Source organism: Novosphingobium sp. 550D (assembly GCF_057401885.1).
The window spans coordinates 444,183-466,222 of record NZ_CM171613.1; the positions used below are offsets into that span (position 1 = coordinate 444,183).

Here is a 22,040-nt window from a genome sequence, read left to right on the forward strand (position 1 = left end):
CCCCATGACCGTCAATGTCATCACCAGCGGGGGCGGTCAGTATATCGTCAACGTGCTCAACGCCGTCGCTGCCTGGACCGGCGGCGGCGGTTTCCGCTCGATGCTGCAAGTCGTGATGGTGATGGGCCTAGGCTACAGCCTGCTGGTCATGGCCTTTTCGCTCAACTGGCGGGTGCTGTTCCACTGGTTCCTCTCGGCCACCGCCATGTACATGTGCATGATCGTGCCCACGACCACGGTGGTCGTCTCCGACACGATCAACCCGACGGCGGGCAATGGCGCGGTCGCCAATGTGCCGATCGGCCTTGCCATGGTCGCCAGCTTCTCGAGCCAGATGAACAACTGGCTGACCAAGACAGCCGAGAGCGTTTTCACCATGCCCTCGGCGCTGACCTATAGCGCGGGCGGGATGATTTACCCCACCCGGCTCAACGATTTGACCAGCCAGTTCACGATCGCCGATCCGATCATGAAGGCCAATGTCGAGGGCTATCTGGCCCAATGCACCTTCTATGACATCCTGCTGGGCCAGGGGAATGGCTGGTCGACACTGGCGAGTTCGCCTGATCTGCTCTCCGCCATCGGACCGGGCTCGCCGGCGCGCTCGACGACGTGGATCCCCGCTGGCGGTGGCACCGCTTCGATCATCGGATGCCAGAGCGCCTATCAGGCGATCGTTCAGGCCTTTCCGGCGCTGACCACCGCTGGGATCAACGCAGCGGCGCCCGCCTTCTATCCTAACCTGCCTGCCGCCAGCGCAGTGGCCAAACTCAAGAGCGATCTGCCCACCATGGTGCAGACCTATTACGGCGGCACCTCGATGAGCGCGCAGACGATCTTCCAGCAGCGCAGCCTGGTGAATGCCTTCATGGAGGCGCGGGCCAATTTCGGATCTGGCGGGGGCGACACCTTCGCCGCGCTTCACGCCGATGTGCAGGCGCAGAACAGCTATATCTCGGCGGCGCGGCAGGCGATGACCTGGGTGCCGGTACTGAACCTTGTCCTCACCATCGTCTTCTATGCGATGTTCCCGGTTGTCTTCCCGCTCTTCCTGTTTCCGCAGACCGGGCCGGCACTGCTGAAGGGCTACCTCACGGGCTTCTTCTATCTCGCCTCCTGGGGGCCGATCTATGCGGTGCTCCACATGTTCATCACGCAATACTCGGCGGCGCAGCTTTCCGCGCTCGCGCCCACTGGCATGACGATGGCGACGATGGCGGGCATCGATTCCGTCAACCAGAACATGGAAACGCTGGCCGGCTACCTCCTCATGTTCGTGCCGGTGATGGCTGCCGGCATGGCCAAAGGCGCCATGTCCATCGCGTCCAACACCACCGCCATGTTGGCACCCGCGATGCACGCGGCCGAGGCTGCGGCTGTCGAGCGCACCACCGGCAACTATGCCTATGGCAACAGCCAGTTCCAGAACGTGACCGGCCATCAGGTCAACACCGCGCCCACCTGGAATGTCGCTGCCAGTTCCATCCCGCAAGTCAACATGCGCGGGGACAATGGCACGATCACCTCGACGATGGCCGATGGCTCCACCATCTATAACACCAGTGGTGCGATCAGTCGCTTCGGCTTCTCGGCCAGTGAGATGCAGAGCGTCACCGGCAACCTTCAGCAGACCGGCGCGCAATATCACACGCGCGCCAATGCGCTGCGGGAGACCTCGGCCGAGCGCTGGAGCAAGGGCATGCGCACCCTCGACAGCCTATCGTCCGGCTCGCGCCGTGCGAGCGGCAGCGAAGGGGCGACAGGCGGTCAGGGCGGGAACACCACAACATTGTCCGACCGGCAGGGGACCGATTCGAAGCAACATACCGGCACCAACCGCACGATTGGCGAGAACCTGACTTCTGGCCGCTCGCTGGGCCATGCCGAGACCAGCACGTTTGGGATCAATGCGGGCGCGAAGGCGGGTGTCGGCGGCAAAGTGCTGGGCGCCGAAGTCGGAGCTTCCGCTGGGGGCACGTGGGATCATCGGTGGACGAAGACCACCAGCGATCAGGAAGCCCATGGTACCAGCGACAGCCTCAGCCAAAGCCAGGGCAGCAGCGTCACGCGCTACCATGCCAATGGGCAGGACATCACGCTCACCGATGGCGGCTACTGGCGTGATGGCACCTTCCACCGAGTCGAGAACTTTTCCGAAAAGCGCCACGCCATCGAGCGCGATTTTTCTGAAGCCCAATCGTTGGAGCGGCAGGCGACCCGCTCCGATGAAGTCGGCTCGCGCCTCGAACGCATGGCCTCGCTCTCGCGCAGCAACGGCTACCAGATTTCCGACGACATGAGCCAGGTCATTGCCTCGCGCTATGCCGAAATGGCGGCAAGCCCCGAATTCCGCGATCTGGGCGCGCCCTCACTCACCAACACCACACCCTCCACCCATCAGCGCGAAGTCCGTAACATGATCGTCGGGCGCATTCTGGAGCAATATGCGGCCGAGGGCTTGGCGCCGGTTCGGGCGGGTCTGGTGGATCCGGCTGCGGCGATGGGTGCCGTGCCAGCGCCCGCTGAGTTTTCCATGCCGCAGGTAACACCTCGACCGCAGAGCCGCCGCGGGGCAGGATCAGCGGACCGCCACTCGCCCCAGAACCCCGAGGTTGGGTCGGGCACGGCCCATCATGCGCCAGGCGATGATGCCGCAAGGGCTGCGATCCAGCGTGGGGCGGCACAAGTGGCTGGAGATAATGCGGCGGCCAGACGGGGGTTTGAAGCGAGAGCGACGTCTGCAAACGCCGATGGAGCTAAAATTCGTGATGACCTCAAACCCTAATGGGGCAGTGGCCTATTTCTGGGTTTGAAAGGCAGTATCTGCCTGGAAGGAAGAATGGACCCGTTCGAGCCGCTCGGCAATTTCTTGACGTTGCTGGTGGTCCCGAAAGGCATAGAGTCCCCCGAAAACTCCGACGGCAACCAAGATAAACGGCACGATAATCATCACCGCCGTGGCGATCTTCCGCTGCCAAGCAATGGCCTGATGGCTCTTCAGGAAGGTGGGGATACGATCGTACTCGAGCGCCATCAGCGCTTCGGCCTTCGACCCACGGAAGCCAGCCTCGCGCAAGGCTGCATTCTCAGCAGTCAATTGCTCGACCTGAGCCTTGAGTTGGGTGATTTCATCAAGTTTTGACATAGCAGCAGAATATGCAAAACAGGAACATATTGCAAACAAATCCGAAGGGCATGTCTTCACGACTGCCTACAGACCCGCAGTTCAAGGCGCCATGCGGCAGTGTCGGCGCCCGCCTTTCATTTACCACATTCGGCGAACAACCGAATGTCGTGGGCTGGGACATTTCTGACGGTCACCGCTTCTACTGGGAACGTCCGGCTACGCCAAAATCGGCCCTTCGTCGGGCCGCGAAAGCCCTATCTCCTAATGGGGGCTCCTGAGCGGCAGGTTGCAATGCGCGACTTGCGGATAGCTGCCATATGCCGTCATGCGGCTTGCTGCGGTTTTTCTCCTTCCTGACGAGCGAGTTTCTCCACGAGACGGTTGAACAGCGTGGCGCCACGGTCATGGCTGGTGGGCATGATCTGGACATCGGCGGTATCGTCGATCACGCGCTGTTGTGCCTCGATCATTTCCTTGTCTTCAGCGAAAGCCCGCGCGGCGATGCCCATGAGCCCGTCGCGCACGGCAGCATCGCCTTGATCGCAACGCGGGCCCCAGGAGAAGAAGTAGCGCGCATTCTTGTCCCTCATCGGCGTTACTGCCTGGCTGGTAAATGTCACGCCACTCACCGCCTTTGACAGGTCCGGCGTGCCATGTTCACAAGCGCTTGCGGTTCCGAGCGGAAACACGCCGCCCGTCATCAGCAGGATGCCGGGGATCAGGAAGTCGTAAGTCATGAAGCTGTCCATCGGGACATCGCTTTTGCGTGAGGATGAACCAAGGGAGTTCTCGATCCACCGTTCATAGCGGATCCCACGGTCCAGCGGCGTGATCCGGGCCTGGGTTTCGGCAAATTGCGGACCGGCACCGAAGCTGTTCGCGTGAACGAAGGTGAGATGACTGAAATCGAGCAGATTATCGTTGATGAGCCTTGCTTCGGCAGCATAATCCAGATGGCCGTGCCCAAGAATATAATCCGGATGGTCGAGGCCCACCGCGGGCGGAATGAGGTTCTCGTCAGCCTTGTCCTGATCGCCCATCCAGATCCAGATCCAGCTGTGACGGTCGACTACAGGATAGCGCCGGACATGCGCCTTGGGCGGGATCGTCTGTTGTCCCGGAATTTCCACAACCCGGCCTTCACGATTGAAGAGCAGTCCATGATACATGCATCGCAGCCCCTCGCCCTCGCAGCGGCCGAGTGAAAGCGGTGCCAGACGGTGGACGCAGCGATCCTCAAGCGCGTTGAGCATGCCGCTTGCTGATCGCCAGACCACGATCCTCTCACCGAGGATCGACAGGGCGAGTGGGGTTTCCGTTGCCAGTTCGTGCGACCATCCGGCGACATACCAGGCGTTACGAACATATGACATGGCGCGCGATCCTCCGGCTGCGATTTGCAAGATCCAATTTGACTTAACAGCGTTAAGGAGTCAATCAGTCATACTTATGACTACTCGCGCTCATCCAACTCTCGACGTTGATCGCCTCGTCTCCACGGCATTCGAGTTGCTGGACCAAGAGGGCATAGATGCACTCAGCATGCGTCGGCTCGCGGCAAGGTTGGGCGTGCAGGCTCCGGCGATTTACTGGCACATCAAGGACAAGGCCCAATTGCAGGGGCTGATGGTCGAGAGAATTTATGCCGCTGCCTATCGCGAGGTTGCCGCAGTCGGGGAATGGCGGGAATGGCTGAGACTATTTGGTCGCGCGCTTCGGCGCAGCTTCGCGGCACACCGTGACGGTGCCCGCCTATGCGCGCTGGCACGACCGGCCGCGCAGGCCGATCCGGCCGAGCGCGCACAACACATAGCTGCGCCCCTCACTGCGCTGGGGCTCAGTCACGAGCAGGCATTGTCATACCAGGCATCGGTCATATCCTTTGCTCTGGGGTGGGCGACATTTGAAGCGAACGGTCCGATGCACCACTATCTGGACCAAATACTTGACTTTGAACGCAGCTTTCATGGGGGCTTGGACGCGCTGGTTAATGGATTGGCTGACGCTGCGGTGGGAAACGCCGCAGCCGGATAAAGTGAACCAACGCCTGCTTTCAGGATCCAGCAGGCCGCGACGCAGTGTCTGGGTTGTCGGCGGGTCCCGCCGGACGGGCTGAAGTGAGCCGAATGACGGCTATTGTCTGGCGCAGACGTTCGCATTGGCCGACCTCAACGACCGACATTGGTCGGAGGCTTCCTATGGCGTCCCCCGCTGGAACGGCCACTTTCAATCCTTCGATTTATGCAACCTATCGTTCCGACCGCCCCCTTGAAGTGACCATAGACGGAATAAATGTGCGTCGCCGACTTGCCCCACCACGAACCATCGACCTAATGTCGAACCATGAACGCCGTTGAAATCGAACAAGCCATCACCGACCTTGCCTCCGCTGCGTTTGATGCGGCGGAATTTCCGTATGCCTTTCTGGAGGCCTTTGGAAACAAAGCCACCACGCTCAAGAAGCTGCGCACTGGCGCGTCGAACGGTTCGGACGTGCCTGGCGGCGTCCTTCAGCGCAGCAACATCCACATTGCCACCTGCCCTGCGGGCGAGGTCGATGCCACGCTTCAGGCCCTGCGCGCCAGCCCCAAAACCCAAGCTGCCAAGGCCAAGTTCATCCTCGCCACCGATGGTGCGGACTTTCAGGCAGAAGAGTTGGCCACCGGCGAAACCGTCGCCTGCCAATATGCCGATTTCCCTAATCACTTCGGCCTGTTTCTGCCCTTGGCAGGCATCACCACGGTCAAGCAGATCCGTGAGAGCACCTTCGACATTCGGGCGACGAGCCGACTCAACAAGCTCTATGTCGAGCTGCTTAAAGACAACCCCGACTGGGCGGCTGCCGAGCGCCGCGCCGACATGAACCATTTCATGGCGCGGCTGATCTTCTGCTTCTTTGCCGAGGATACCGACATCTTCAACGGTCAAGGGCTGTTCACAGCCACGGTCGACCGCATGTCGGAGCGCGATTCCAGCAACACGCATGAGGTGATCAGCACCATCTTCAAGGCGATGGATACGCCCACGCGCCATGAGGGCAAGCTGGATGACCGCTATCGCAAGGCCGCAGGCACCCCGCGCTGGGCCGATGTGTTTCCCTATGTCAACGGCCAGCTCTTTTCCGGCAGCACCGATGTGCCGCGCTTCAGCCGCATTGCCCGGTCCTATCTGATCCAAATCGGCAATCTGGACTGGCAGAAGATCAACCCAGACATCTTCGGCAGTATGATCCAGGCTGTGGCCGACGATGATGAGCGCAGCGCGCTGGGCATGCATTACACCAGTGTGCCCAACATCCTGAAAGTGCTCAACCCGCTGTTCCTCGACGATCTGCGGGCGGCGCTGGAGGAAGCGGGCGACAATCCGCGCAAGCTGCTCAACCTGCGCAACCGGATGGCGCGCATTCGCGTGTTTGACCCGGCCTGCGGCAGCGGTAATTTCTTGGTGATCGCCTATAAGCAAATGCGCGAGATTGAGGCCGTCATCAACGCCCGGCGTGGCGAACCCGACCGCAAGAGCGTGATCCCCGCGACCAATTTCCGGGGCATCGAACTGCGCCCCTTCCCCGCCGAGATCGCCCGTCTTGCGCTGATCATTGCCGAGTTCCAGTGCGACGTATTGTATCGCGGTCAGAAGGAGGCGCTGGCCGATTTCCTGCCACTGGACAGCCAGAACTGGATCACCTGCGGGAATGCGTTGAGGTTGGATTGGCTCAGCCTTTGCCCGCCCACCGGAACGGGGGTGAAGGTGCATGGGGACGACCTGTTCAACACGCCACTTAATCAGACTGAAATCGATTTCGAGAACGAGGGTGGCGAGACATATATCTGCGGTAATCCGCCATTCAAGGGTAGCCGAAAGCAAGACAAGCAAGAAAAAGAAGATCTTGAATCTGTATTTTCTGGCATCACCTCTAAGTGGAAAAATGTCGATTACGTCGGAGCTTGGCTGATGAAGGCCGCACTCTACAACGACGCTTGCAATGCCCCTTTTGCCTTCGTGACCACCAATAGCCTTTGCCAAGGCCAGCAGGTGCCAATTACGTGGTCGCTGCTCATGAATAGGGGGTTTCACATCCGCTTTGCTCACACCTCATTTAAATGGTCAAATCTAGCTGCGAACAAAGCAGGTGTGACTGTCGTGGTGACAGGAGTTGATCGCCGCCCCGGAGGTTTGAGACGAATTTATTCGGATGCAAGCGTCCGTGAGGTGACAAACATCAATCCTTACCTTACCGATCACGAAGTCACTGTCGTTAGGTCCGAGAAAAAACCAAAATGGACCAAAGTCGCTATGGAATACGGCGTGTATTATTCGAAATCCTCGGGACTCATGCTCGAGCCATCTGAAAAATTGGATTTAGAAAAAAAAGGCGTTCCCAAAAGCCTTTTTAGATCCTTCATCGGCTCGTCGGAGTTCATCAATGGCAAGCAGCGTTACTGCCTTTGGCTTTCAGACGCCGACCTTAACGTAGCAAACCATTTCCCGGAGGTAATGGAGCGAATCGAGTCTGTTCGGCGGGACAGAACTGAAAGCGATGATGCTGCGATGAATAAGCTAGCTTCCCGGCCACATCAGTTCCGGGAACGGAAGGGGGACGAGGAAGTTAAGATCTTTGTGCCCATAGTCTCGTCGGAAAACCGAGAATTTTTTCCCGCCGGGATTGCTGACAAATCAATTGTTCCGACAAACAAGGCCTTTTACATTCCCCAAGCCCCCCTGTGGTCTTTGGCCATTATCACGTCCCGCCTCCACCTTACATGGATAGACGCCATATGTGGCCGGCTGGAGATGCGCTTCTCTTACTCCAACACCCTTGGCTGGAACACCTTCCCCGTCCCCAAGCTGACCGAACAGAACAAGGCCGACCTCACCCGCTGCGCCGAGGACATCCTGCTGGCGCGCGAGGCGCATTTCCCGGCCACCATAGCAGATCTCTATGATCCAGAGAAAATGCCGGAAAACCTGCGCCACGCGCATGAGCGAAATGACGAGGTGCTGGAGCGCATCTACATCGGCCGCCGGTTCAAAAACGACACGGAACGTCTGGAAAAGCTGTTCGATCTCTACACCAAGATGACCGGCGGCCCAAAATGACCACAATGGGCGGCTGCATGACGGCTGCTCGGTTGACTTTTGGCGCCTTTGGCGTATCTCTCATTTGAGATACAGGAGTTTCCGATGAACGCACCTCATGTGCCGTCACAAAGCTCCATGCTGCATATCCGCATGGACAATGAGCTGAAGGCCAAAGCCACGCAAGCGCTGGCAGCCATGGGGCTGACGGCTTCCGATGCCGTGCGCCTGCTGTTCCACCGGATCGCGGTCGACCAGGCGTTCCCGCTGGAGCTGAAGGTGCCCAACGCCGAAACCCGCGCCGCGCTGGACGAGGCACGCGAGATCATCGCCCAGCGCCGCGCCCGCTTTACCGATCCTGATGCCATGTTTGCCGAACTCGATGGCAAAGAGGGATAAAGCGGCGACCCTGCCGCGCACGTTCGATTTGGCCAAGGCATTCAGGAAAGACTGGGAGCGTCTCTCGCGGTCTGGCCGTTACGACATGCGCCAGCTCAAAGAGGCCATGCTGCTGCTGATCGCGAACGACGCCCCGCTGCCTCCTGAGTGGCGAGACCACGCGCTGAAAGGCGAATGGGCAGGCACGAGAGAATGCCATATCGGCGGGGATTTCCTGCTGATCTACGAAGTGGACGACACAGCGGGACCGGGCGGAACGCTCGTCTTCGTGCGCGCCGGAACCCATAGCGAGTTGTTCAAATGACCCAGAATGCCGACATCATCCCCACCGTCACATTCCGCCCCGCTGGCACCGGCGCCAGCGCCAAGCCCAATGAACTGGGTATGCGCGAGATGCAGGCTCGTGCCTTTGACAAGCGCGGCGAGCAATATCTGCTGATCAAGTCGCCGCCTGCCTCGGGCAAGTCGCGAGCGCTGATGTTCATCGCGCTGGACAAGCTAACCAACCAGGGGGTGAAAAAGGCCATTGTCTGCGTGCCGGAACGCTCGATTGGGGCCAGCTTCAACAGCGAGCCGCTGAGCAAGCATGGCTTCTGGGCCGATTGGGAAGTCGCACCGCAGTGGAACCTGTGCAACGCGCCGGGTGCCGATGATCCCAAGGTGGCCAAATCGAAGGTGAAGGCGGTCGGCGAGTTTTTGGCCAGCGACGCCCGAGTGCTGGTCTGCACCCATGCCACCTTCCGCTTTGCGTTTGACGAATTGGGTGTCGAGGCTTTCGACGATGCGCTGATCGCCATCGATGAATTTCACCATGTCTCGGCCGACGCGGGCAACCGCCTGGGGGCGCAGCTTGCTCAGCTTATCGGGCGCGACAAGGCCCATATCGTGGCCATGACCGGCAGCTATTTCCGCGGCGATGCGATCCCCGTGCTGGCGCCTGACGACGAGGCCAAGTTCGAGACAGTCACCTACACCTATTACGAGCAACTCAACGGTTACCAGTATCTCAAGGTGCTGGACATCGGCTACAGCTTCTACACCGGTCCCTACACCGATAAGATCTCGGCGCTGCTGGATCCGACCGTCAAGACGATCGTCCACATTCCCTCAGTCAATTCGCGCGAAAGCCTGAAGGACAAGCATCGCGAGGCCGAGGACATCATGGGTCACCTCGGCGAATGGCAGGGTGTTGATCCAGAGACCGGCTTCCACATGCTCAAGACTGCGGGCGGCGCGACGATCCGCGTGGCAGATCTGGTCGATGACGATGCCTCCAAGCGCGACCGCGTGGTCGCCTCGCTGAAATCCGCCGCTGCGCGCAGCGACCGGGACTTTGTCGACGTGATCATCGCGCTGGGCATGGCGAAGGAAGGTTTCGATTGGATCTGGTGCGAGCATGCGTTGACCGTCGGCTATCGTTCCAGCCTTACGGAAATCATCCAGATCATCGGCCGGGCCACCCGCGATGCACCAGGCAAGACGCGGGCGCGCTTCACCAATCTGATCGCGGAACCGGCTGCGGACGATCCGCTGGTGGTGGATGCGATCAACGATTACTTGAAGGCGATCGCGGCCAGCCTGCTGATGGAGCAGGTGCTGGCGCCCCGTTTCGAATTCACGCCCAAGGATGCTGGCCCCAAGCCCGGTTTTGAATATGGCCCTGATGGCTATCAGGAAGGCGCCACCAACATTGGCGTCAATTCACAGGGCCAGATGCATTTCGAAATCAAGGGCCTCAAGCTGCCAACCAGCATCGAGGCAACGCGAATCTGCCGCGAGGATCTGAACGAAGTGATCGCCAGCTTTGTGCAGGACAAATCCATTCTCGAGCGCGGAATGTTCGACACCGAGGTGGTGCCCGAAGAGCTGACCCAGTTGAAAATGGGCAAGATCATCCGCGAAAAGTTTCCTGAATTGAGTGACGAAGATCAGGAGGCGGTTCGTCAGCACGCCATTGCCGCCCTAACCCTGACCCAGCAGGCCAAAGCTGCCATGGTCGGCGATGTGGTTGATGGAGAGTTTACGGGCAGCACCGCCTTCATCGACGGTGTGCGCAAATTTGCGCTGAGCGTTACTGATCTCGACATCGACCTGATCGACCGGGTCAATCCGTTCGACGCGACCTATGCCGTGCTGGCCAAGGCGATGGATGAAAAGACCCTGATTCAGGTGCAGGCGATCATCAACGCCAAGAAAGAAAAGCTAACCTATGAAGACGCACGAATGCTGGCCGAACGCGCGCTGGAATTCAAGCGTGAGCGAGGACGCCTGCCCTCGCTGACCGCGCAGGACGCCTGGGAGCGCAAGATGGCCGAAGGCATCGCGTTCCTGCAACGCCATGCGGCAAAGGCAGCGGCCGATGGCTGAGCTGAGCGATCTTGAACTGTTGGCCGAACTCGGCGTCGAGACGGCACCTGAACCCAAGCGCGCACTGACGCCGCTTCAGGAGCGGATCATTGCTGGCTTTGAGGACATCCAGCGCTTTGTGGCTGAGCATGGGCATTTGCCAAGACACGGCGATGACCGTGACATTTTCGAGCGCCTCTATGCGGTGCGGCTAGACCGCCTGCGCAGCCTTCCGGAAGCGCGCGAATTGCTGGCCAGTCTTGATCGTGAGGGCCTACTGGATGGCAATGGCCAAGAAGCCGCAGCGCCCCAAGAATTGGGCGACGATGCCCTGCTAGCGGAACTTGGCATTGCTCCCGGAGCATCTGACGACATCACCCAGTTGCGCCACGTGCCTCCCCGTGCAGAAAAGCGCGCAGCCGAAGAAATCGCCAATCGCGAAAAGTGCGAGGATTTCGAGACCTTCAAGCCGCAATTTGACAGGGTGCAGGCCGAACTGGCAAAGGGTGCGCGACAGGCCAAGGTGATTGACCAGACCGAGGTTACCCTTGCCGAGATTCATCCTGGCAAGCTTTTCATTGTGGCCGGGCAGATGGCCATGATCGCCGATACATCTGATGAATTTGTCACGGATTACGAACGCAAGGATCGGCGCGTGCGAGTCATCTATGACAATGGCACCGAAGTCACCATGCTGGCCCGGTCGTTCCAAAAGGCGCTCTATCGCGATGAGACTGCGCGGCGTATCACAGACTTGAGTGCAGGCCCGCTGTTTGGCGATGTGGCCGAGCCTGATGATCTAGCCAGTGGGACGATTTACGTCCTGCGCAGCAAGTCGGCCCACCCCTATGTCGCCGAGCACCGGGAACTGATCCATAAGATCGGCGTGACAGGCCAGAGCGTCGCGCATCGTGTGGCCAATGCGCGCAATGACCCGACCTTCCTGCTGGCTGATGTCGAGGTTGTCGCCGAATACCAGCTCTTCAACATAAACCGCACCAAAATGGAGGGCCTAATCCATAAAGCCTTGGCGGCGGCCCGGCTTGACCTGGCTGCCGGTGATCGCTTCGGCCGGACCGTCCAGCCGCGCGAATGGTTCCTGATCCCGTTCCAGGCGATCGACGACCTGATCTCCCGGATCAGTGACGGAAGCGTCACACAGGTTCGGTATGATCCAATGGAGGCCAGGTTCGTCCCTGCCGAAAACTGACCTCCACCAGCTTGGGTTAGGAGGCTTGGCGGGCAGGCTCGATGTAATGATAGAATCGTAGCGTTTCATCGAGACCAGCCATCGGTCGCCGCTTGGCGGCGATGGTATGTGCCAGCGACGCCAGCTTCCTTGCTTCACGCCCGAGGATGCTGCGGGTTTTGAAGAAATGGCTGCCCCGTTCCTCATACTGTTTGATCTGGATCCGCTCAGTCATGGTAAGCTCGAGCATTGCAGGCGATGCCATGGTTGCGACCGAGACTCGCTTGCGCAAAGCCTCATCCATCGAAGGCTCCAGAATGCCAAATTCGATGGGCCATGGCGCGACCAGAGACTCGGGCTTGTCCTCTGGAGAAAAGGCGGTCGAGACCATGCAGCGCAACTCGCCGAAGTGCTTGCCCATATGCCTGTACCAGCGCAACGCGAAGTCGACGATCTTCACAAGCGTTGGGAATATGCGGCTATCGCCCTCGCAAACGATATCGTGGTTCACGCCAAGGCGGGCATTGCCGACAATGCTCCGGTTGTCCGATCGTTTAGCATTGACTTCGATCATGACTTGCCGGGGTGCCAAAACGTCGAGTTTAACGCCAATCCAGTAATCACGCTGTGGCTCCAGTGCCTGGCTCACCGTTGCCCGAAAACTGCTGTCGAATTTGAAATCGACGGGCCGTCGTGAATGGCAACTGGCCAGATAAGCCGACACGCCGGATTTGGACATGCCTGAGAACACCGGGAATAAAAGGGGCCACGGATCGGCCGGTAGCACCGGATTAAAAATGGGCCAGTCCTGCTAGACCCCTGCTTTTGTGCGGGGGTGGAGGATGAAGAGAGTGGAGCTTTATCAGAAGGTCCGCCGCGCCGTGCTGATTGACGGGATGAGCCGTCGCGCTGCTGCCCGGTATTTTGGGATCAACCGCAAGACCGTAGACAAGATGCTGTGCTTCCCGGAACCGGGGGCGCATGGCCGGAGTGGGCAAACCTACAGCCGCAAGCTGGCGGAATATACCGAGATCATCGACCAGATCCTGGTGGATGACCGCAAGGTGCACAGCAAGCAGCGACACACTGCCGCCCGCATTTTCGAGCGTTTGCGCGATGAGCATGGTTTCACCGGTGGCATCACCATTGTCCGCGATTATGTGGCGGGGGCCAAGCTGCGCAGCCGCGAGGTGTTCATACCCCTGAGCCACAAGCCGGGGCACGCACAGGTAGATTTCGGCGAGGCGGACGGGATCATCGACGGCAAGCTGGTGCGGTTCCACTATTTCTGCATGGATCTGCCGCACAGCGATGCGCCGTTCATCAAGGCCTATCCTGCCGAGGTGGCCGAGGCCTTTTGTGAAGGACATGTGGCCGCCTTCGCCTTCTTTGGCGGCGTCCCGCAGTCGATCCTGTATGATAACACCAAGCTTGCGGTGGCGCAGATCCTGGGCGACGGGACGCGCGAGCGCAGCCGGATGTTCGCCACGCTGCAAAGCCATTACCTGTTTGCGGACAAGTTTGGCCGCCCGGGAAAGGGCAATGACAAAGGCAAGGTTGAGGGGCTGGTCGGCTACTCCCGGCGCCATTTCATGGTGCCAAGGCCGGAGGCGCCCAGCTTTGATGCGCTGAACGCGCGCTTCCTCGAACAATGCGTGGAGCGCAGGCAGGCCATCTTGCGTGGGCATGAGCACAGCATCGGGGACAGGCTGGTGGCTGATCTGACGGCCTTCATGCCACTGCCTACGGTGCCATTTGATCCCTGCCATATGGTGACGGGGCGGGCCTCGTCGATGGCGCTGGTGCGCTATCGCACTAATGATTACTCGGTGCCAACGGCCTATGCCCACCAAGAGGTTGTGATCAAAGGCTATGTCGACCGGGTTTCCATCATCTGCGGCGGGGAGCAGATCGCGGTGCACCCGCGCAGTTATGAGCGTGAGGACTTCATCGCCAACCCGCTGCATTATCTGGCGCTGTTGGAGCAAAAGCCGCGTGCCCTTGATCAGGCGGCGCCGCTCGATGGCTGGGTGCTGGCCGAACCGATGCATCGCATTCGCCGGTTGATGGAGGCCCGCAGTGGCAAGGAAGGACGGCGCGAGTTCATCCAGGTGCTGCGGCTATGCGAGCGCTTTGAGCAACCCTTGGTGGAATGGGCGGTGGCCCGCGCGCTGGAGATGGGGGCGATCAGCTTTGATGCAGTCAAGATGATCGCGCTGGCCCGACTTGAGCAGCGCGTGCCACGCCTCGATCTGCAATTTTACCCGCACTTGCCACGCGCCCATGTTGGGCGCACTGACCCGCGCAGTTATATGGGCCTGCTCTCGCAGTCCGGCACCCCGGCGACAGGAGTGGCGGCATGAGCGATCCCATGATGCCGCTGCCGGTCATCGAGGCAGAACCAACCAGCGTGCCGCCCGCCGTGCTGCTGGCAAACCACCTCAAAGCACTCAAGCTGCCATCCTTCGCGCGCGAATATGAGAAGGTCGCGTTTGAGGCCGCGCAGGATCGGGCCGATTACCCGCGCTATCTGCTGCGCCTGTGCGAACTGGAGCGCATCGACCGTGAACGCCGGATGGTCGAGCGTCGCATCCGCATGGCCAGGTTCCCGCATACCAAGAGTTTTGACACCTTCGACTTTGCAGCCCAGCCATCACTGAACAAGGCGCTGGTGCTGGAACTGGCGCGCGGAGAATGGATCGAGCGGCAGCGCAATGTCATTGCGCTGGGCCCCAGCGGTACCGGCAAGACCCACACCGCCCTCGCGCTGGGACTGGCCGCTTGCCAGAAGGGGCACAGCGTGGCCTTCACCACCGCTGCGGCGCTGGTCCATGACTTGATGGAGGCGCGCGACGAACGGCGACTGCGCAGCCTGCAAAAGCATCTGGCCTCGGTGAAACTGCTGATCCTCGACGAGCTGGGCTATGTGCCCTTCACCGCAGTGGGCGGTGAATTGCTGTTCGAGGTGCTCAGCCAGCGGTATGAACGCGGCAGCACGCTGATCACCAGCAATCTGCCCTTCGATGAATGGACATCGGTGTTCGGGTCCGAGCGCTTGACTGGCGCCCTGCTCGACCGCCTGACCCACCACGTGCACATCCTCGAGATGAATGGTGACAGCTTCCGCCTCACCAGCAGCCGCAAGCGCCAGAAGGACAAGGGGGAGGCAAAATGATCTGACAAAAGGCGGCCATCGGCAGCGGGAAATCGGCTTCCGCTCCGCTACAGCCGCTTCCCCGCTGCCGATGCTGTCCAGCCTCAACCATGGGGCTTTTTATTCAACCCAACTGGCCCCTTTTTAAACCGGTGCCTGGCCCGTTTTTATCCCGGTGTTGACACATGCCGACAGTCTTGGCGATCAGTTCGATCGGCGCACCGCGCAGCCACATATGCAACGCCTGTTGTAATGCGCTCGCACTGACATAGGCCTCTCTAGGCGCCTTGGCAGGCATTTCCGGAAAATCGATTCTGTCTCCATGGCGCTTGGCGAGCCAGTTGAAATCGCTCGCCGTTTCAGCAGTATCAGTTGAGAATTCTGCCTCTTTTACCGCGGTATCGAAGGGCACTTCACGCTCCTTCTCGACGTCATAGGCATAGACCATCTGATAAGGTGCATTGAGCGCGCGCAGGTCATCCTCGTCATGAAGGGAAAGCTTGCGGGACACCTTTTTCAAGCGTCGCAGGATCTGCTTGCGGGACCAGAAGAGCTGGTCGACATAGTCCATGCCCACAGGCGCCTCCTTGCATTCGGCATGTTCCAGTTCCTTAAAGACATCGCTGGGCAGGACGCGCCGTTCAACCAGCACCACCATATCAACATCGCCAACGGTTTCATCGTACGAACCAGTGAGCACACTGCCAAAGAGCCGGATCTCCTTGATCCGCCGAGAACGCTCCGGTTCACTGTTGATGGCTCTCGCCATTTCAATCACTTCGTCCACAATGCGGCGACCTTCCTCACGCGGAAAGCGCGGCACAAGCGGCGTTGCAAGGAGCCGGTGGCCCCGGTCAGAGGTAAGCGCGCATTTCATAGCGCGCGGATCACGCTGGTGGGCGGCGATCATAAATGACGCAGGGCAACGTGCGCGGAACGAATGTGGCGGTTCAGGCTTGGTTTTTGAAGTTGAATGGCAGCAGGTCGTCGATATCGGCGCCATGTGGGCGCTGGGGCAGTTCCGTGAGGACATGGCGTAGCCATGCGAGAGGCTCGACGCCACAGGCGCGGCAAGTCAACATCAGGCTGTAGATGACGGCGCTGGCCCTTGCTCCGTCCGGGGTATCACAGAAAAGCCAGGATTTCCTGCCTGTTGCAAAGATTCTGATGTCGCGTTCGAGAAGATTGTTGTCGATCGGCATTCTGCCGTCTTCGGCATAGCGCATCAGATACCCCCACTGGTTGAGGGTGTAGGAGACCGCATCGCCAAGCTTGGTGTCGGGCACGACCTTGGGTGCGATGGCATTGAGCCACGCCTTGAGGGCATTGAGGACCGGGACGCTATGTTTCTGGCGGAAGCGACGCATGGTGTCGGCCTGTGTTTCTCCCTCGATGGGTATTTCGTCCCGCGCCTGCCTTTCGATCCGGTAGAGCTGGTCGAAGAACTTGAGGGCCTGTGCGGGCGGCCCGCCTGGTTTCTTCCTCGCCTTGAGGGCGTCAGCAAAGCGCCGTCTGGCGTGAGCCATGCATCCCAGATGGGTAGCGCCTTTCAATGTGCGCCAGGCCGAGTATCCGTCACTCATCAGGATGCCGCGATAGTCGCCAAGGAAGGTCTGCGGATATTCCTGCCCGCGACCGGGCTGATAGTCGAACAGCACGATCGGCTGCTGGCTCTCCTCGCCGCTGCGGTACGCCCACATATATGAGGTGCTGGCAGGGGCCTTGCCTTCTTCCTTCAGAACCTGAACCGTCGTCTCGTCGCCATGGATGACCTCCTGGGACCGGAGGCGCAGCTTCAGGGCGTCATAGATGCGATACAGGTGCCTCTGGCTTGAACCGATCACCCAATGGCCCAGAGCACCGCGGCTGACCGGCACGCCCGCGCGCTCGAAGGTTTGCGCCAGACGATAGAGGGGTGTGCCGTCGACGTATTTATGAACAAGGGCGAAGGCCAGCGTCGAGGCCGTGGCAATGCTGCCCGGCAAGGGCTGTGCGGGCATCGGGGCAAGAATGATCGGCGTCGTGATCCCGGTGCGGTCGCAATGGCGGCAGGCATATTTGGCGCGGGCATTCTGCAGAACCGTGGCCTTCACCTCGACGTGAAGCTGCTCCGTAACGACCTCGCCCATGCGATGCATCCGGCCGCGGCAGCACGGGCAGACCTGCTGGTCCTCGGCAAGGTCATACTCGACGCGTTGGCGCGGCAGGTTGGCGGGCAGCGGCTTGCGACCGCGCTTTTTGCCTGCGGGCTTTTGCGCCTCCGGCAATTCCGTATCGGGAAGATCGGCCGCGCCCGGCTCATCGATATCGTCGTGATCTTCGCCTGCATCACCCTCATGGGAGACCTGCTCGGCTTCGTTGAAGATACGATCCATGTGCTTTTCGCTGCGCGGCGCAAAGCGGTGCAGCCGCGCCAGCGCCAGTTCCTCCTCAAGCTTGCGGATGCGCCGTGCGAGGGCGTCTTTCTCGGCCTCCAATGTCGCGACCTCGGCGGCTTTGGTCGCCAGAAGCGCCATCAATTCCGCAACAGTGGGGACGCCGGTTTGATCCATCACAGTCTTGAATCGAAAGCCCCCTCCCGCGTCAACAGCCTTTAGCCAACAAACTGATATTGCCGCACCGGATGAGGCACCATCGCGTCAATATCGATCCCGTCCAGCAGCCACCGCAATTGCTCGGCGGTGAGCGCCACCACCGTTTCCGCGCGTCGGGGCCACCGGAATTTATCCTCCGTCAGCGCCTTCAACACCAGGACAAAGCCGGACCGCTCAAAGAACAGGAGCTTCATCCGGGTGCGACGCCGGTTGCAGAAGGCAAACACCGCGCGCTCGAACGGATTGAGGCCCATCGATTGCTCGACCAGGATCGCAAGACTGTTGATCCCACAGCGAAAATCGATCGGATCCCGGTGGAGATAGACCCGCAGATCTTCAGCGAGCCGGAACATGGCAACGCCCCAGCACTTCGATGAATACAGACAGGGCTTGTGCATCCGCATCGGCCAGCTCAAGCAGAACGCCATTCGGCAGCGATGCCTTCAATTGCAGGCGTGCCGGTGATGTGACTTCAACAACCGGAACGAAAGCTGACGGCCCGCAGGCAGGCACATTCTTCGGTGCCCACACCCCCTGTCGGTCCCGAAGCACTTTGACCCAGTTGCGCAACTGGTTGGCATTCACCCCATGCTCCAGTGCGAGCCTTGCAATCGAGACCCCCGGTTCAAGGGCTGCTGCGATCAACCGCTCCTTCCAGATCGGATCATACCGACGCTTCCCATTGCGAGAAACACTGACCACTCCGGGCCGCCCCAAAATCCCACCATCCAATGCCATTGTGTCCACGATCTCCTCGTGGACACAATCCATCATGTCGATGTCAGTGAACAGGTGCAGGGCTTTGCGCGCTTACGGTCAGAGACCATCCAATGGTCGATATAATCGCGTGTGCCGTTGAAACAAATCCAACCTGCTTCACACAAGGCAATCAGCGTCTCGCTCGCCTGACGCACATCTATACCCAGCTTCTTGGCAGCACGCAGTGTGCTGAAATCATTCCTGGCAAACAGGTCCTTGAGTTTCGCCGGACGCAGGCCACAAATCGTGTCTTTTGCAGAAATCCGCATAAATCATCCTTTGCATCAGTGAGAACACTGCCCAGAGTTGAGCAGGCGTGAGGCCATTCCCCATGGTGAGGCCCCGCCCGCGGAAGAGCGGCCGACATGACGCCGGCCCGGGTCAGAGTCCCAACTCCATCGATTTTTCCGGGCCGATGGTGGGCTGCTCAGGCTGAGGCACAGGCGATGCTTGCCGACCTAGTCGGCTGCGGATCGTCGCAGGATCGATCGCGAAAGTAACATTGCGCGCGCCATCACCTGCACTTGCCGGCGTCCCTTCGCCTCGGCCTCGGCCGTCTGGTGATGCTGCGCTTGGAGCCCTGCCGACATGTTCAAGCGCGCTGGCCTTGTCCCCAGCGTTGCTCTCGACCGCGCGCAGCAGGGCGGCGCGATCGTCAGTGAAGACGGTCAGCTCGTCGCGAACGCGGGTGGCCATCACATGGGTCAGGCGTTGGTTGGAGAGATGGCGCTCGGCAGAATGCATGACGCCGATGCCATTGTCGGTCGTCATGCCCTGCGCCTGATGCATATTGATTGCGTAAGCGAGGCCGAGGCGTGAGAGCATCTTGTCGCCATGCGGCAGCAACATGTTCACACCTTCACCTGTCCGCATCTCCACACCCTCACGTGTGATGGTGACAACCCGCGCCTCAGCGGAATTGAGCAAACCCCGCTGCTTGTCATTGGCAGTCCAGCGAATGCGATCGCCTTCATAAAGGACCAGGTTCTCGCGCTGGGAGAGAGTCAGGCTGTCATGCTTGTCGCTGGGATCAAGGCGATCAGGCCTGAACTTGATGGTCCGCCCTTCGCTATCGCGCAGGCTGACGACACCCTTGGTAGAAACGCGGGTCACTTCATAGGTGCCAGCATCCAAACCAGCGGGCCGATGCTTACCGATCACTTCCAGAACCTGGCCGGTCCGATAATTCTGGGCGAAGCGCAATTCCTCGCGGGTGAGATGAAGGCTTTCAAGGCGGGTGATGGCCATACCCTCTCCGCTGAGCGAACCCTCGGCCTTCAGGCCTTCCTGTACCAGCGCATTGAGCACTGCGCGGCTCTCACGGCCGGAGGCATAGAGCGCGGTTCGCTCACGGTCCTCAGCCGATAGTTCCAGCCACTTGCGGGCTGCCGCTTCCCGAAAATCACTCCCTGCACTTACAACGCGATCCCCCATAACCTTGAAGGCAGACGCGAAATGGCCCGATCGGGTGAGCGCAGCGACCGCTTTCATGCTCTCCGTCCTTTGCCGCTGGCTGGTCTGAAGTTCGGTCAGTGCGGGCCGGTGCTGCTGGATCAGGGTGAAGGCCTTGCCGGCATCGATCGGCTGCAACTGCGCACGATCTCCGATCATCACCAGTCGATCCACCCCCAGTCGATTGGCGATGGTCACCAGATCATTCATCGGCTTGTTCGCTACGAGCGAGGCCTCATCGAGGATCAGCATTGTGCCCTTGAGCATGGCGCGGGATGCGTCAAAGCCTGCCCCTTGGCCTGCCAAAGCCGCACGCAGATGCTGGTTCACGAAAGACGAGACTGTCCGGGCCTCGATTCTCGCCTCGCTTTTCAACATCTCCACCATGGTATTAGCCTGCGCAAGGCCAAGCACCTGCCGCCCCTCGCCTCGAGCAACTTGCGCCAGTGTCGAAACGAGCGTGGTCTTGCCTGCCCCGGCCACACCCTGGATCACCACAACACGGTCGCTGCTCGACAGCGCCATGATGCCGGCGCCCAACTGCTCCTCATTGAGCGGTCGCGAACCGGCTTGCTGCTGGAGGCGGATGGCGGCCTGATCTGCAGGGAGAACTATCGGTGCGTTTCCCCGCCCGGCATCGAGCCCTTCAAGCAAGCGCCTCTCTTGCGCGATATGCTCGGGTGTCGTGACATGGGTGGTGGTCCCGTCGGGTCGACCCACACTGCCAAAGATCAGAAGGCCCTTGTGCGCGAGAGCCTGGACTCGCGCCTCGACATGCTCGATGGTCACACCTGAAAGCCCCAGATTCAGCGCTGTACGGGAGACCTCGTGGATCGGAAAGGCTGCCTCACGTTGCCCCAAGATGCGAACCGCAGAAGCGACCGCCATTTCGGCGCCGATTTCAGCGGAGGACAGTCCCAACCGCGCCAAGCCCCGCGTGAGCAACGGATCTCCAGGCTTGAGCCATTCACGCAGCGCTTCTCCCCAACCGGCCGCTGCTTCCATCACATGGCGCACAGCCCCGGCCCCGAAAGGCCTACGCGCTGCCAGCCCCACCCTCGCCTCGGCCTCGGTAACGACGGCCTTGCCATCAAACCCCAACGCCGCAGCCCGCTCCCCCCACTCCGCGCGAAGACCATCGCGGTCGTCCAGATTGATCTTGTCATCGCGGGTGCGCTTGGTGATCTCGCGCATCAGTTCGGGATTTCGGCCATCGCGCCCAAGGTCTGATGCCTTGGCAAGAATGTCCTCGCGCCGCTGGCTGAAGGCCGTGAGAATGTCCTTGGGAATGCCCTCGATCTCGAACTGGCCGTGCTTTCCGGTCTGAAGGGTCTGATAGCCGAGTTCTTCGACGATCGCCCGCAAGGATGCGTGATAGACGCTGCCGATCAGGGAATTGTTCTTCCAGAGTTCGTCGTTGAACAGGGCCTGCCAGTTGCCTGCAACCTTGGTCAGATTGGCGATGACCACATGGATATGCGCCTGCGGGTCGAGCTTGCGGCTCGTGTCATGCTGGAACAAGGCATAGGTCAGATGCCCGGTACGGATGGGATCGCCTTTGGGATTGTCCACATAGGACCGCCCCTCGGCGAAGGTCTTCTCGACCCACCCCATCGTCTGACGAACCGCCTGCATGTGGGCGGCGAGCAGGCGCTCATCTCCTGCGACATAGGCAAGGACACTGGCGGATTTTGGCATGGAGAACGTCAGGTCAATACCCGCTCTGCGCCTTTCGGGATCACCGACTTGCTCACCGTCGGGTAAGCGGCCCTTGAGGAGATCCTCGAAGGCCTTTTTCTCTACCTCACCGGAAAGGCCGAGTTCGGCGGCGCCGTTTCCACCCCAGCCACTGACCTCGCTGGCGTGCTCGCCAACGTAATAGTCATCCTTGGCAAAATAGTTTGCAGCGCCGCCCGCGGAACGCACAGATGCAACCGAGAGCAC

Annotated in this window: 18 protein-coding genes; 9 read left to right on the forward strand and 9 right to left on the reverse strand. The window is 60.2% G+C overall.

Going from position 1 to position 22,040, the window contains the following annotated elements; all coding sequences use genetic code 11:
* The first annotated feature begins 4 nt into the window (after positions 1-4).
* Entirely contained in the window at positions 5-2,785 is a 2,781-nt protein-coding gene (locus AC2S2E_RS02160; RefSeq protein WP_127709353.1) for a conjugal transfer protein TraG N-terminal domain-containing protein, read from the forward strand.
* Between the two features lie 12 nt (positions 2,786-2,797).
* Here AC2S2E_RS02160 and AC2S2E_RS02165 read toward each other — a convergent pair whose 3' ends face one another.
* Entirely contained in the window at positions 2,798-3,145 is a 348-nt protein-coding gene (locus AC2S2E_RS02165) for a hypothetical protein (protein WP_127709351.1), read from the reverse strand.
* A 305-nt stretch (positions 3,146-3,450) separates the two neighbouring features.
* Positions 3,451-4,500: a Rieske 2Fe-2S domain-containing protein gene (locus AC2S2E_RS02170; RefSeq protein WP_486523098.1), complete on the reverse strand. Its 1,050-nt coding sequence runs from the start codon at positions 4,498-4,500 to the stop codon at positions 3,451-3,453.
* 76 nt (positions 4,501-4,576) lie between these two features.
* Between AC2S2E_RS02170 and AC2S2E_RS02175 the strand changes: the two genes are divergently transcribed.
* From AC2S2E_RS02175 to AC2S2E_RS02200, 6 genes are all read left to right on the forward strand, one after another.
* Complete coding sequence (locus AC2S2E_RS02175) at positions 4,577-5,161, forward strand: TetR family transcriptional regulator (protein WP_486523534.1); 585 nt, start codon at positions 4,577-4,579, stop codon at positions 5,159-5,161.
* 309 nt (positions 5,162-5,470) lie between these two features.
* The gene (locus AC2S2E_RS02180; RefSeq protein ID WP_486523535.1) at positions 5,471-8,224 is read left to right on the forward strand and encodes a class I SAM-dependent DNA methyltransferase; all 2,754 of its coding nucleotides are present in this window, start codon (positions 5,471-5,473) and stop codon (positions 8,222-8,224) included.
* 84 nt (positions 8,225-8,308) lie between these two features.
* Entirely contained in the window at positions 8,309-8,602 is a 294-nt protein-coding gene (locus AC2S2E_RS02185; RefSeq protein ID WP_227711292.1) for a type II toxin-antitoxin system RelB/DinJ family antitoxin, read from the forward strand.
* A complete protein-coding gene (locus AC2S2E_RS02190; protein ID WP_127709337.1) occupies positions 8,586-8,906 on the forward strand; it encodes a type II toxin-antitoxin system YafQ family toxin in 321 nt (106 codons plus the stop codon). The genes AC2S2E_RS02185 and AC2S2E_RS02190 overlap by 17 nt, the downstream gene beginning before the upstream one ends.
* Positions 8,903-10,969 carry a DEAD/DEAH box helicase gene (locus tag AC2S2E_RS02195; protein ID WP_127709335.1) on the forward strand — a complete coding sequence of 689 codons (2,067 nt, stop codon included), beginning with the start codon at positions 8,903-8,905 and terminating at the stop codon, positions 10,967-10,969. Before AC2S2E_RS02190 ends, AC2S2E_RS02195 begins: the two co-directional genes overlap by 4 nt.
* Positions 10,962-12,158, forward strand: coding sequence for a GIY-YIG nuclease family protein (locus tag AC2S2E_RS02200; RefSeq protein ID WP_127709334.1), 1,197 nt, complete (start codon positions 10,962-10,964; stop codon positions 12,156-12,158). Before AC2S2E_RS02195 ends, AC2S2E_RS02200 begins: the two co-directional genes overlap by 8 nt.
* 16 nt (positions 12,159-12,174) lie before the next feature.
* Here AC2S2E_RS02200 and AC2S2E_RS02205 read toward each other — a convergent pair whose 3' ends face one another.
* Positions 12,175-12,876 carry a hypothetical protein gene (locus AC2S2E_RS02205; protein ID WP_486523536.1) on the reverse strand — a complete coding sequence of 234 codons (702 nt, stop codon included), beginning with the start codon at positions 12,874-12,876 and terminating at the stop codon, positions 12,175-12,177.
* A gap of 103 nt (positions 12,877-12,979) precedes the next feature.
* On the opposite strand from AC2S2E_RS02205, the gene istA reads away from it, so the two are divergent.
* Both istA and istB read left to right on the forward strand, forming a co-directional pair.
* Positions 12,980-14,500, forward strand: coding sequence for an IS21 family transposase (gene istA, locus AC2S2E_RS02210; RefSeq protein WP_126066408.1), 1,521 nt, complete (start codon positions 12,980-12,982; stop codon positions 14,498-14,500).
* Positions 14,501-14,511: 11 nt separating this feature from the next.
* Positions 14,512-15,312 carry an IS21-like element helper ATPase IstB gene (gene istB, locus AC2S2E_RS02215; RefSeq protein WP_126066410.1) on the forward strand — a complete coding sequence of 267 codons (801 nt, stop codon included), beginning with the start codon at positions 14,512-14,514 and terminating at the stop codon, positions 15,310-15,312.
* Positions 15,313-15,415: 103 nt separating this feature from the next.
* Here istB and AC2S2E_RS02220 read toward each other — a convergent pair whose 3' ends face one another.
* The 6 genes from AC2S2E_RS02220 to mobF all read right to left on the reverse strand — a co-directional run bounded on the left by AC2S2E_RS02220 (position 15,416) and on the right by mobF (position 22,040).
* Entirely contained in the window at positions 15,416-16,201 is a 786-nt protein-coding gene (locus AC2S2E_RS02220; protein ID WP_486523538.1) for a nucleotidyltransferase domain-containing protein, read from the reverse strand.
* Between the two features lie 40 nt (positions 16,202-16,241).
* The gene (tnpC, locus tag AC2S2E_RS02225; RefSeq protein WP_486522254.1) at positions 16,242-17,843 is read right to left on the reverse strand and encodes an IS66 family transposase; all 1,602 of its coding nucleotides are present in this window, start codon (positions 17,841-17,843) and stop codon (positions 16,242-16,244) included.
* Between the two features lie 41 nt (positions 17,844-17,884).
* The gene (gene tnpB, locus AC2S2E_RS02230; RefSeq protein ID WP_486522253.1) at positions 17,885-18,238 is read right to left on the reverse strand and encodes an IS66 family insertion sequence element accessory protein TnpB; all 354 of its coding nucleotides are present in this window, start codon (positions 18,236-18,238) and stop codon (positions 17,885-17,887) included.
* Positions 18,222-18,587, reverse strand: coding sequence for an IS66-like element accessory protein TnpA (gene tnpA / locus AC2S2E_RS02235; RefSeq protein WP_486522252.1), 366 nt, complete (start codon positions 18,585-18,587; stop codon positions 18,222-18,224). The genes tnpB and tnpA overlap by 17 nt, the downstream gene beginning before the upstream one ends.
* 68 nt (positions 18,588-18,655) lie before the next feature.
* Positions 18,656-18,913 carry a hypothetical protein gene (locus tag AC2S2E_RS02240; protein WP_486523539.1) on the reverse strand — a complete coding sequence of 86 codons (258 nt, stop codon included), beginning with the start codon at positions 18,911-18,913 and terminating at the stop codon, positions 18,656-18,658.
* Positions 18,914-19,025: 112 nt separating this feature from the next.
* Positions 19,026-22,040: a MobF family relaxase gene (gene mobF / locus AC2S2E_RS02245; RefSeq protein WP_127709330.1), complete on the reverse strand. Its 3,015-nt coding sequence runs from the start codon at positions 22,038-22,040 to the stop codon at positions 19,026-19,028.